Source organism: Pseudoalteromonas sp. S3785 (assembly GCF_005887365.1).
In the GTDB taxonomy this organism is placed as follows: Bacteria; Pseudomonadota; Gammaproteobacteria; order Enterobacterales; family Alteromonadaceae; genus Pseudoalteromonas.
The window spans coordinates 18,187-29,563 of the sequence record NZ_PNCT01000004.1; the positions used below are offsets into that span (position 1 = coordinate 18,187).

Annotated in this window: 12 protein-coding genes; 8 read left to right on the forward strand and 4 right to left on the reverse strand. The window is 39.9% G+C overall.

Translation table 11 applies throughout. From position 1 onward, the window contains the following. Positions 1–12: 12 nt before the first annotated feature. Positions 13–531 (reverse strand): NUDIX hydrolase, encoded by a 519-nt coding sequence (locus tag CWC17_RS01250; RefSeq protein WP_138611883.1) that lies wholly within the window; start codon positions 529–531, stop codon positions 13–15. 238 nt (positions 532–769) lie between these two features. Here CWC17_RS01250 and CWC17_RS01255 point away from each other — a divergent pair, with 238 nt between their 5' ends. The 6 genes from CWC17_RS01255 to CWC17_RS01280 all read left to right on the forward strand — a co-directional run bounded on the left by CWC17_RS01255 (position 770) and on the right by CWC17_RS01280 (position 7,222). Beyond that, positions 770–2,110, forward strand: coding sequence for a sigma-54-dependent transcriptional regulator (locus CWC17_RS01255; RefSeq protein ID WP_055018182.1), 1,341 nt, complete (start codon positions 770–772; stop codon positions 2,108–2,110). A gap of 213 nt (positions 2,111–2,323) precedes the next feature. Beyond that, positions 2,324–2,539, forward strand: coding sequence for a histidine kinase (locus CWC17_RS01260; RefSeq protein WP_055015305.1), 216 nt, complete (start codon positions 2,324–2,326; stop codon positions 2,537–2,539). A 27-nt stretch (positions 2,540–2,566) separates the two neighbouring features. Beyond that, positions 2,567–4,051 (forward strand): sensor histidine kinase, encoded by a 1,485-nt coding sequence (locus tag CWC17_RS01265; RefSeq protein WP_138611884.1) that lies wholly within the window; start codon positions 2,567–2,569, stop codon positions 4,049–4,051. Then, positions 4,052–4,513, forward strand: a complete 462-nt coding sequence (locus CWC17_RS01270; RefSeq protein ID WP_055015307.1) for a response regulator — start codon at positions 4,052–4,054, stop codon at positions 4,511–4,513. 102 nt (positions 4,514–4,615) lie between these two features. After that, a complete protein-coding gene (locus CWC17_RS01275; protein ID WP_138611903.1) occupies positions 4,616–6,586 on the forward strand; it encodes a hybrid sensor histidine kinase/response regulator in 1,971 nt (656 codons plus the stop codon). Positions 6,587–6,601: 15 nt separating this feature from the next. Further along, positions 6,602–7,222 carry a fumarylacetoacetate hydrolase family protein gene (locus tag CWC17_RS01280; RefSeq protein WP_138611885.1) on the forward strand — a complete coding sequence of 207 codons (621 nt, stop codon included), beginning with the start codon at positions 6,602–6,604 and terminating at the stop codon, positions 7,220–7,222. Here CWC17_RS01280 and CWC17_RS01285 read toward each other — a convergent pair. The 3 genes from CWC17_RS01285 to CWC17_RS01295 all read right to left on the reverse strand — a co-directional run bounded on the left by CWC17_RS01285 (position 7,173) and on the right by CWC17_RS01295 (position 9,746). Next, entirely contained in the window at positions 7,173–8,096 is a 924-nt protein-coding gene (locus CWC17_RS01285) for an ABC transporter substrate-binding protein (RefSeq protein ID WP_138611886.1), read from the reverse strand. The genes CWC17_RS01280 and CWC17_RS01285 overlap by 50 nt on opposite strands. Positions 8,097–8,204: 108 nt before the next feature. Further along, entirely contained in the window at positions 8,205–9,257 is a 1,053-nt protein-coding gene (locus tag CWC17_RS01290; protein ID WP_138611887.1) for an aldo/keto reductase, read from the reverse strand. Positions 9,258–9,323: 66 nt separating this feature from the next. Further along, a complete protein-coding gene (locus CWC17_RS01295; RefSeq protein WP_055018178.1) occupies positions 9,324–9,746 on the reverse strand; it encodes an acyl-CoA thioesterase in 423 nt (140 codons plus the stop codon). A gap of 152 nt (positions 9,747–9,898) precedes the next feature. Between CWC17_RS01295 and CWC17_RS19325 the strand changes: the two genes are divergently transcribed. Both CWC17_RS19325 and dinB read left to right on the forward strand, forming a co-directional pair. Further along, on the forward strand, positions 9,899–10,075 hold the full coding sequence (locus CWC17_RS19325; RefSeq protein WP_171042062.1) for a hypothetical protein: 177 nt from the start codon (positions 9,899–9,901) through the stop codon (positions 10,073–10,075). A gap of 140 nt (positions 10,076–10,215) precedes the next feature. Beyond that, the gene (gene dinB / locus CWC17_RS01300; RefSeq protein ID WP_138611888.1) at positions 10,216–11,268 is read left to right on the forward strand and encodes a DNA polymerase IV; all 1,053 of its coding nucleotides are present in this window, start codon (positions 10,216–10,218) and stop codon (positions 11,266–11,268) included. Positions 11,269–11,377: the final 109 nt, after the last annotated feature.

Genomic DNA, 11,377 nt, shown 5'->3' on the forward strand with positions numbered 1-11,377 from the left:
ATTTTTACAGCCTTAGTTAAACAGTTGCTGTGCTATTTGTTTTAGTAGGTACGTTTCACGAATGATAGACAACCCTTGTTTGTCGCTAAGGCTCATTGTGCGCTCGTTGTGTGCAATGGCGTCGTGAATATTAACCCATTTAGGCGTCATACCATTTTGTTGCTCGTAATGTTCAAGCTGTGCTTTACCAAGTGCTTTATCTGCATCGCATAGATAGCAATACGACTGAATATGTATAATATCAAAGTCGTCTTTATACCAAGGGCGGTATTCTTCGTATAACCCAAACGGTTTAATAATTTGTATATTTTGCGCGCCAGTTTCTTCGCTAAGCTCCCTTATTAACCCTTGCTCTAGGGTTTCACCTTCATCCACACCGCCGCCGGGTAAGCTGTAGTCTTCGTAGCGACGGGTATACATTAATAAAATATGTGCATCTTTAATCACAATGGCACGGCCTGTACGGCGAGTAAATTGAGTGCCTTGGTTTAAATTTATACCAGGATGAACCATGGTTTTTAATAATTGCATTTTGTCTCCTTTTTATGACGTTAAAATTGTATCAGCTGGTATAATGGGTGAGTAATGAAAATAATTATAATTTCTAAAAAAATTATGATCGATATGGCTTAAGTGTACGTAAATAATTGGTTGTTAAAATTAAACGTTAAAAGACTCAATAGTTTAATCATTTTTAAGAGATTCTAGTTCTGCCCTTTATTTATAATTTAGGGGGCGTAGAATAACAAAAAAAGCATAGGGATTTATCATGTTAAACATACTTTTAGTCGACGATGACGTTGAATTTAGTGACGTTGTTTGCCACATTGTCGAATTCCTCGGGCACAACATTTGTACTGCAACTAGCTTAAAAGAAGCGCATCAATGGTTTGAAAATAATACCTTTGATCACGTATTACTCGATTTTATGCTGCCAGATGGCAGTGGTCTTCATTTGCTTGATCATTTAAAAATGATTGGGCAGTCTCCTAAAGTAACGCTTATTTCTGGCCACCCTTCAGTAAAAGGGATTTTGGCAGATATGTGCGAGCAAGATGTTGGGCATTTATTAAAGCCACTGCAACGCGAAGACCTAGAGCTGGTATTAAACGGCCCTAAAAAAACAGTTAAAAAGACAAAAGCTCCAGCTATTACACGCCACTTTAATAGTTTAATTGGTGAATCAGCGCCAATGCAAAAGCTTTACACCATGATTGAGCGTGTAGCTAAAACCAATGCTAACGTAATGCTAATGGGTGAAAGCGGTGCTGGTAAAGAGGTGGTTGCGCAGGCTATTCATAATGCTAGCCAATGCGAGGGGCCTTTAGTGGCAAGCAACTGTGGTGCTTTATCTAAAGAACTAATTGGTAGTGAACTATTCGGCCATGAAAAAGGGGCGTTTACGGGGGCAATTGCCCGTAAAGAAGGGGTATTTGAGCAAGCTGATGGCGGCACATTATTTTTAGATGAAGTGACTGAAATGCCTATTGATATGCAGCCAAACTTACTGCGTGTACTTGAAACTAAAAAGGTAACACGCGTAGGTGGCAATCGTGAATTGCCTATAAACTGCCGCGTTATTTCTGCTACTAACCGTTCTCTGACTGATCTGGCACAAAATAATGTTATTCGTGAAGATATTTATTTTAGACTTGCGGTTTTCCCTATAGATATACCCGCGCTGCGTGAACGAAAAGAAGATATACCATTGCTTGCTAAAGCTTTTTTAGAACAGCTTAACGATGAAAATGGCACTGCGTTTTATTGGCATAATGAGCAACTCAAAGAGCTTCAGCAATACGAGTGGCCGGGTAATGTACGTGAGCTGCGCCATGCTATTCATCGTGCCTTTATTATGAGCGATCCGCAGACAAGTGAAATTACCTTACCAGATAGCTTAGAGTCGCCGTTTTCGCGGGTAAATACGCAAGCAGCAGACAACCATGTTTCGGCAGGGCAAACAATCGAAGAAGTTGAAAAAGAACTAATTCACGCCACGCTAGATAAAGTGCAAGGTAATAAAACGCTCGCTGCGCAAATGCTCGGGATCAGTACAAAAACGTTGTATAACCGATTAAACGCATACGGCGGAATTGGAGAATATAAATAACCTGAACTGTGAATATTAAACTTATCTCTAGCAGCTATTTTCAACGTTAACTACGTTGAAATTTTTTGCAATAGGCCAGCTATTGACGCGTAAATTTGCCTTGTTTTCATTGAAAATCTTTGGCTAGAGAAAGTAAATTTGGAGATTACTGTAATTTAATATTTTAGTAAGTCTGTTAACCAGAGTTCAGGTTAAAAAAGTATAGGAAGTAATATGAGTGAGGAAAAAGAAGTAAATACGCTAAATAAATTGGTACACGATGCAAGAGCGCCGCTAAATAGAATTTCTATGAATGCAGAGCTTATTAAGCTGGTGTTAGAAAACGATATGCCAAAAGACAAAGCGTTAGCAGCACTCGATAAAATAATTTCAAACTGTCAGCAATGTAGCGAAAGCTTACAAAACATTACTGATTTTAATAATAAGTAGCCATTTATAATTAGGTATTTACATATAATGAGTAAGCAAAAGCAGCAGGGTAAAACGAATATAACGTGGGCCGCTTTTATCGCGATAGTACTATGCATAGTGGTAGGTAATGCATTTTTAGCATTAAGTACTATTCAAGGATTAACGCAAACACAAAAAAGTTTGGATAATACCAGCTTATTAGCCGATGCTATTGAGCGCCTCCATTTATCAATTGTGCAGGCAGAATCTGGCCAGCGCGGCTACTTACTCACCGAAGAAGATGACTACTTAATGCCCTATTACGATGCGATAGGGCAAATAGAATCGCAAATACAGCATGTAAAGTCTCTGCATTCTGAAATTGATGGGCAAGCTGAGCGAATTGCACAGTTGTTAGTGTTAACCGAAGCTAAAATTAACGAGCTTAAAAAAACGGTTACACTTGCCACTAACGATAAAGAACGCCGTGCGTTGTATTTATTAAACACACATAAAGGGCGAGAGCTGTACAAAGATATTCGCGCTAAAGTTAATGATATTCAAGACCGAGAACTGTTGTTTAAGGTGAGTCATTTTTCGAAGCTGGCGCAAATAAAAAATGAGGCGAAAATCACCTTTGTAATAACCGCGGTGACAAGTGCACTGCTTATTATAGGTATGTTTATTTTAACACGGCTAAATTTAAGAAATGCGGCTAAATATCGCGAAGAACTTGAAAGGCAAAACGAAACACTTGCGAGCAAAGTGTCTGAGCGTACCCAAGAGCTTACCTTATATTCAGATGAGCTTAGCCGCTCAAACCGTGAGCTTGAAGAGTTTGCTTTTGTTGCCAGCCATGACTTACAAGAACCACTACGAAAAATTCAAGCATTTAGTGATCGCCTAGAAACTATGTTTAAAGATGAGCTGGGCGAAAAAGGCATCGATTATATAGGCCGTATGAAAAATGCAGCACAACGTATGTCTAATCTTATTAACGACTTGCTAGAGTTTTCGCGGGTAACAACGCGAGGTAAAGACTTTGATGACACTGACTTAAAAGGCGTAGTGAACGATATTTTAAGTGATTTAGAGGTCGCCATAAATGAAAGTAATGCGCAAATAGAGGTGGGCGAACTACCGGTTATTCAGGCCGATAAAAGCCAAATGCAGCAGCTGTTTTTAAACTTACTATCTAACGCTGTTAAGTTTAGAAAACCAGGTAAAGAGCCACATATAAGCGTAACGTACGAGTATAAAGACGAGTTTAGCGAAGATCATAACGAAAAAGTGGGCTGGCAAATTATCACTATAAAAGATAATGGTATTGGTTTCTCACAAGAGTATGCTGATAAAATATTTGTACCATTTCAGCGCTTGCATGGGCGCTCGGAATATAAAGGCACAGGGATTGGGCTTTCAGTTTGTAGGCGTATAGTTGAGCGGCATGGTGGGATAATTACCGCTCATAGTAAAGACGGTGAAGGGGCAACCTTCATAATAAAATTACCTGTGGAAACAACGCTTTTCACACTTCAAGGAGAGGCTTAGATGCCGTATTCAAAAGTGAAACCTATTACAATATTAATGGCTGATGATGACGAGGACGATCGCCTACTTACGCAAGATGCGCTGGCTGAAAGCCGTGTACTAAACGAGCTGCATTTTGTGGAAGATGGGGTTGAATTATTAGAGTACTTAGAGCGAAAGGGTAAGTTTGAAGATAAAAGCTCATCGCCACGCCCTGGTCTGATTTTGCTTGATTTAAACATGCCGCGCATGGATGGCCGTGAAGCACTTGAGGCTATTAAAGCAAACCCTAACCTTAAAGGCATACCTGTTGTTATTTTAACCACCTCTAAGCAAGAAGAAGACATGGTTAAAGGGTACAATCTAGGCGCAGCTTCATACATAACGAAACCGGTAACGTTTGATGGCTTGGTTGATTTAATGAAAACCCTAGGAAAATACTGGGTTGAATTTGTAGAGCTGCCAACAACGTTTAACGACTAAATAATACCATTGCGCAATAATACTTAATCATACGAATTGGTATAAGTAGCAAGAATAAGCCCCTAAATAGGGGCTTATTAAATGCCATTAAAAGGAGATAGCATGTTAGATAAAGTGACTCGCTTACTTTTAGTAGAAGATGATGAAGATGATTACATCCTTACTCGCGACTACTTAGACCAGTTAGATTCACATACATTTGACATAGATTGGATAAGCTCTCCTGAGCAGGCAATAAGCATATTAAGTAAAAACGAGCACGATATATGCTTGCTTGACTACCGATTAGGTGCCTCAAATGGGCTAAGTGTATTAAAAAAAGCCATTGCTAATGGGTTTAGCGGGCCAATTATTATGCTTACGGGGCAATCTAATGATGAATTAGACTCCGCAGCGCTGGATGCCGGTGCTGTAGATTACCTTATAAAAACAGAAATGAGCTCGAGCCGTTTTGCCCGTGCTATACGTTATGCGCTGGCACGTAAAGATGTTGAAGGCGAGCGAGTAGAGCGTTTAAAAGCCGAAGCTGAAAACCGCTCAAAAGATAGATTTTTAGCCCACTTAAGCCACGAATTACGTACCCCGCTTTCATCTATATTAGGTTACACAGAGCTATTGCTGCAAAGTGACTTTAGCAAACAGGCCGAGAACGAATTAGGGGTTATTTACCGAAACGGTAAACACCTACTGAGCTTGTTAAATGACGTGCTCGATTTATCTAAAATTGCTGCTGACAAATTAGAGCTTACATTAAGTGAAGTAAACTTAGATAGCATGCTTGCTGATGTTTACACCTTAATGCGTGTATCTGTGCTTGATAAAGGCTTAAAGCTTCGCTTTGAGTCTCTACAGCCTTTACCGCTTATTGTGAGACTAGATGCGACCCGCGTACGTCAAATACTCATTAATCTAATCAATAATGCGGTTAAGTTTACTGAAAAAGGCGAAATTGTAGTTAGTGCCTGGACCGAGTGGGTTGAAGGGCAAGAGATGCTATTTTTTAGTATTAAAGACTCAGGTATGGGGATTGCCCCTGAAAAACAAGCACTCATTTTTAAACCTTTTGAGCAAATAGCCGATGTTGAATCTCGATCTGTTGGCGGCGCTGGTTTAGGGCTCGCTATTTGTGCTGAGCTATTAACGCGTATGCACGGCAGTATTGATTTAACCTCGAGAATGGGGGAAGGCTCTACTTTTACTATTTCAGTGTACCCAGGCGATATTAGTGAAGTGGAACGCCAAGTATTAAACTTTAGTAGTGGCTCGCAGTTACAGACAAAATCTGCACCGTGTAAAGTAACAGGCCGCGTATTAGTGGTTGATGATTTACGCGATTTACGGATGTTAGTTGGTCATATGATTAGCACGTGTGGTGCGCGTGTAGATTATGCAGAGCATGGCCAACAAGCACTTGAAAAAGTAAGAATCGCACAAGCGTATCGCTCCCCATACGATATCATCTTCATTGATATCCATATGCCTGTAATGGGGGGGAAAGAAGCCACCATAGAGCTTAGAAAAATGGGCTACACAGGCCCAATTATTGCGCTTACAGCCGCAACAATGAAAGGCATACACGAAGAGCTTACCGCGCTTGGCTTTAACGATGTAATACCTAAGCCCGTTGATAGCTCCTCTTTGTATCAGTGTTTACAAGATTTTTTAGTATCTCCAGAGTACGCGCCTCAAGCTAAAAACATTCACAGTGATAAAGCGGTAATAGAGAAAAAACAGCGATTTTTGTTGGTTGAAGACGACCAAGATGCTGCGCAAATTACACAGTTACTGCTAGAGAGCTTAGGGGTAGAAACTGTGATCACCTCAACGTGTGCACAGTGTTTACAAACCCTAAATCATGACCAGCAATTTGATAAGGTATTGCTTGATATGCATTTACCTGACGGCCGTGGTGTAGATTTAGGGAAGCAAATTAATGAACGTTACCCTAACTTAAGCTTAGTGATTGTTAGTGGTGCAGAGCCTGATCCTAAGCAGATTAAAGATTTAAATATTAATCATGTACTTTTAAAACCGATTAACCTGAGCTTATTAGAAACCTTGATCAGCTCGTAACTTAGAAGTGATTTTATGCAGTCAATAAAACTAGAAAGTGAGTTATTAACGCCCTCGAAAATAGTGTGTGTTGGGCGTAATTACACCGCGCATATTGCCGAACTTAATAATGAGCTACCAGATCAAATGGTATTGTTTAATAAACCAAATAGTGCCATAACGGATACCTTATTTACTACGCATAATAACGAGCCACTGCATTTTGAAACTGAGCTGTGTTTTATTATTAAAAATAATGAGTTAGCCGGCGTCGGTTTAGGGTTAGATTTAACTAAACGTACTGTGCAAAGTAAGCTTAAAAATAAAGGGTTACCGTGGGAGCGCGCAAAGGCATTTGACGGCTCGGTATTACTAACGCCCTTTGTAAGTATTGCGGATGCTGAGCAGGCGTTTACGTTTGAGCTTAAAATTGACGATAAAGTTACTCAGCAAGGCGATACACAATTTATGATACACAAGCCTAAAGATATTTTAAGTGAAATTAATGAGTTTATGCACTTAGAAAATGGCGATGTAATAATGACCGGAACACCTGCAGGCGTTGGGGAAGTGCCTGCAAACAGTGTATTTACAGTTAGCCTATATGCTAATTCGGCGTGTTTGTTATCTCAACGTTGGCAGGTTCAGTCGTGTTAAGTATTTGCTGTTGGTAATACTTAGAAAACTGTGGGAAGCTTTGTTCTAACCAAAAACGCTGACTATTTATATAAGCAGGCGAGTGTAATACCTGCTTATCTAGCGCTTTATTTATTTTATCAAGCGCTTTGGTAGCAAAGTTATTTGGCGCTCTTACAGCACATCCTATCGCTCCTAAAACAAATTTTCGAGAGTCTTCTTCTATTGGTACACTGACGATATTTTTAAATCGACTGTGATTTACAAAATAATCTCCCAGAAACGGGTAGTCTATTGTGTAATCTATAAAGCCGCGGCTTAATCGAGCAATCACTGCTTGGCTTTCATTTTCGCTACTCCAGCTCAGCGATGCTTTACGGTACACCGTGGTATTTTCGATTATTTTATTAATTTTGGTTGTAAACTTGCGCGCCGCCGCTTGACCATAAACATATTGCTCGTCTGACAATAAATGAATAAGTTTAATAGGGTTCCCGTGTTGAGCTTGTATTTCTGCTGCCAGTTTTTGCGTGGTTAAAACCGAAAAGGGCGGGTATACCGTTGTTGGGGTAGAAAACTGTAGTGCATCATTAGCTGTTTTTTTATGAATCACACACGGAAAGCACACATTATCGCCTTCATTTAAGTGCTTATTAATTCGCTCTTGCGGCACAATTAAGCGCGTGTGTTTTACATCATCAATAGTTTGGATGAGTTGCTCGGTGAGATTATCGCAAATCCCACCCTGAGGGGCGTGTGAGTCTTTATCTATATGAAACGGAGGCGTGTAACTTTGTAACCACACAATTTCTTCAATTGGGTGTGTATTGTCAGCGTACCCATAATGTGAAAAACCACCCAGTACAACGCAAAATAAAACTATATTTTTAAGCATAACTCACTAAAAATAATCCATTTAAGTTAACTTTAGTATAGTTTTACTTTGTATATGTTCAAATTTAACAACGGAATAGGCAGTAATTAAACCGCCTATTATTTTTCTTTAGTATGGCTGCGGGTAATCTTTAAAAATTGCGCCAATTTCAGCAAGGGTGTCATTGCTTAAAGTTAAGTTAAATGCGTCAATATCTTCTTTTAATTGCGCCATATTAGTCGCCCCAATAATTGATGAAGTAACGCCATCGACTTGATTACACCACGCAAGGGCTAATTGTGCCGGTGTTATACCAATTTCATGCGCCAAATCCACATAGCGCTGCGTTGCTTTTTGCGCGTTAGGGGTATCCCTGAAAATGCCATTTCGCTGCATGAATGTCCAACGCGATCCAGCAGGTCGCGCGCCATTTAAATATTTACCGGTTAACAAGCCCGCTGCAAGTGGAGACCAAGGTAAATATGCAATGTCTTCATGGATACATTGCTCAATTAAGTAGGGCCAATCTTTAGCATGCGCTAGGCTAAATTCATTCTGAATCGAGACCATTCGCGGTAAGTTATGCGCTTTAGCTAAATTTAAAAATTGGCTAATGCCCCATGGCGTGTCATCTGAAAGACCACAAAATTTTATTTTTCCGGCTTTAACACACTCATTAAGGCCTTCTAAAATATCTAGCATGCCAGCTTGTTGCTGCTCGGTATTTACGTCACTAAAAGTAAGTTTACCTGGCCACTGCCTGCCAAAATGCGGGGTAGAGCGATTAGGCCAGTGCAATTGATATAAATCTATGTAGTCGGTTTGTAAGCGTTTGAGGGAGTTATCTACAGCCTCAATAACCGCGCTGCGTGTTATATCGCCGCCATCACGTACCCACGACAAGCCGTTGCCCGCAATTTTAGTGGCCAATACAATATCACCACGTTTTTGTTGGTTGCGGTTTAGCCAGTTACCAATAATTTGCTCTGTTTTACCGTAAGTGTCTGGTGAAGGAGGAACGGCATACATTTCGGCGGTATCAATAAAATTAACGCCTTGCGCTAAGGCATAGGCTATTTGCTCATCTGCCTCTTGTTGGGTATTTTGTTTACCCCAAGTCATGCTACCTAGGCATACTCTTGAAACATCAACCCCGCTGCTGCCTAACGGACTGTATTGCATGTAAAATCCTTAAATTGTGTAAGATCTTGAGTGTGGCTTATCAATACCAGCTCGCATACTATTTAATTAAGCGAATTGGTGTAATGCCGATAATAATGGCTCAGTGATCGCCGCCTTTTGCCCCGTTTTAAAGTCAAACATAACTACTTGAGAGTAGCCTGTTGTAGTAACAGCTTGCTGTGCATGACTATATACAGAGTAATTCATCATAAAGCGGTCGCTTTTTATATCCGAAATTGTAATACCTACGGTTAAAGTATCTGGAAAGGTTACAGGGCGCTTGTAGCGAATGTTGTTTTCGCTAATAACGGGACCTACGTCACCTGGTTTTATCGTATCAAACTGGTTTATTTTATTTAAAAAGTCGATGCGCGCAATTTCAAAATAACGCAAGTACACCACGTTGTTTACATGTTGTAGGGCGTCCATATCGGCCCAAGCGACGGTGATATCGGTATGAATAGGGTGCTGTTCTTTGAACCTTTGCATATATGTGTACTCTTAGTTTTAAATGAATCAGGTTATCAATATGGTGTTTGTAGCTCAAGACAATAAATACCATGTTTTTTTATAAGATGATTGTACCTATTTATTTTTAGGACTACAGTTAAATAACACAGGCCACACACACGAGAACACACATGCAAAATATAATTAATTGGGCTTTAGCCAGTTTAGTTTTTATAGCATCTTTTGCTTGCTACGCTATGGGTAATGCTTCAGGCGGTATCATGCTTTTAGCTGCGGGGTTTTTATTGGAATTTGTTTTTTGGCTACATTGCTTTAAAAAAGAAAATCGCTTTAAGCTGCCGTTTTAAAAGCTGTATAAAGCTTGCTTAATTTAAACGCCAAACTTACTAGCGATTTAACTTTAGCAGGTTAACTGGCTTTATTAACCTTGCTTAATGAAAGTGAATCCTTAATAATGGCTGTATAAATAAACAGTTGTTATGTGGTAATGAAAAAGTTTATTCATATCGACATGGACTGCTTTTATGCAGCGGTTGAAATGCGCGATAACCCCAATCTTGCCAATGTGCCTTTAGCCATTGGTGGTAATAGTCGCCGAGGCGTGCTTTCTACAGCAAACTATATAGCGCGCGAATATGGTGTACGCTCGGCTATGTCTAACTATCATGCCAAACAATTATGCCCAGATTTAGTTATTGTGCCTGGGCGAATGGCTGTTTATAAAGAAATTTCTCAGCAAATTCGGGCTGTATTTAAACGTTATACTGACCTAATAGAGCCTTTGTCGCTTGATGAAGCCTACCTAGACGTCACCAATAGCTCGGCATTTAAAGGTAGTGCTACGCTTATTGCTCAACAAATTAGAGCCGATATTTTCAACGCTACTGGTCTCACTGCCTCTGCAGGCGTTGCTCCCATTAAGTTTATTGCGAAAATTGCTAGCGATGAAAACAAACCCAATGGCCAGTTCGTTGTATTACCAGATGAAGTTGATTCGTTTTTAAATAATTTGCCGCTGGGTAAAATACCTGGTGTGGGTAAGGTCACCCTTGAAAAGCTTAATTTAAAAGGATTGTACACAGGTAAAGATGTTCGCGAGAAAGGCGTTAATTGGATGCAACAGCATGTGGGGAATTTTGGTGTATCGCTTTATCAAAAATGTGCTGGCGAATACATTGGTAAAGTAACAACCGAGCGAGTACGTAAATCACTCAGTGTTGAGCATACTTATGAATACAACAAAAATAGCTTACAAGAGTGTCTAGATCAGTTGCCTAAATTACTGGAAGAGCTGACAGCGCGTCTTAATAAACAACAGCTACAAAATCGTATAAATAAATTAAGCGTAAAAGTGAAATTTGCAAATTTTGTGGTGACCAGTGCCGATCAAGCTCATCATCAATTAAACACAGCTATTTTTACTGAGCTACTTTCAAAAGCGTATCAACGGGGTATGCAGCAACCTGTGCGTTTACTAGGCATAGGGGTTGGAGTTAAAAATGAACCTAATTTAAATCTACAATTGAGCATTCTAGATTAGAGTGTACTTGAGTGTAACACCAAGTTGCCAGATTAAAATGAGCTGATCGCAGGTGGCTGGTTTTGTGTTTTTATATCAACGATAATAGCCCCTTATGTTTTCTAACAGG

Excerpts from the sequence above, each read along its gene's own strand:
- CWC17_RS01265 (WP_138611884.1), top strand. The coding sequence starts at position 2,567 with ATGAGTAAGCAAAAGCAGCAGGGTAAAACGAATATAACGTGGGCCGCT.
- CWC17_RS01275 (WP_138611903.1), top strand. The coding sequence starts at position 4,616 with ATGTTAGATAAAGTGACTCGCTTACTTTTAGTAGAAGATGATGAAGAT.
- CWC17_RS01250 (WP_138611883.1), bottom strand. The coding sequence starts at position 531 with ATGCAATTATTAAAAACCATGGTTCATCCTGGTATAAATTTAAACCAA.
- CWC17_RS01260 (WP_055015305.1), top strand. The coding sequence starts at position 2,324 with ATGAGTGAGGAAAAAGAAGTAAATACGCTAAATAAATTGGTACACGAT.
- CWC17_RS01280 (WP_138611885.1), top strand. The coding sequence starts at position 6,602 with ATGCAGTCAATAAAACTAGAAAGTGAGTTATTAACGCCCTCGAAAATA.
- CWC17_RS01285 (WP_138611886.1), bottom strand. The coding sequence starts at position 8,096 with ATGCTTAAAAATATAGTTTTATTTTGCGTTGTACTGGGTGGTTTTTCA.
- CWC17_RS01290 (WP_138611887.1), bottom strand. The coding sequence starts at position 9,257 with ATGCAATACAGTCCGTTAGGCAGCAGCGGGGTTGATGTTTCAAGAGTA.
- CWC17_RS01255 (WP_055018182.1), top strand. The coding sequence starts at position 770 with ATGTTAAACATACTTTTAGTCGACGATGACGTTGAATTTAGTGACGTT.
- CWC17_RS19325 (WP_171042062.1), top strand. The coding sequence starts at position 9,899 with ATGCAAAATATAATTAATTGGGCTTTAGCCAGTTTAGTTTTTATAGCA.
- dinB (WP_138611888.1), top strand. The coding sequence starts at position 10,216 with ATGAAAAAGTTTATTCATATCGACATGGACTGCTTTTATGCAGCGGTT.
- CWC17_RS01270 (WP_055015307.1), top strand. The coding sequence starts at position 4,052 with ATGCCGTATTCAAAAGTGAAACCTATTACAATATTAATGGCTGATGAT.
- CWC17_RS01295 (WP_055018178.1), bottom strand. The coding sequence starts at position 9,746 with ATGCAAAGGTTCAAAGAACAGCACCCTATTCATACCGATATCACCGTC.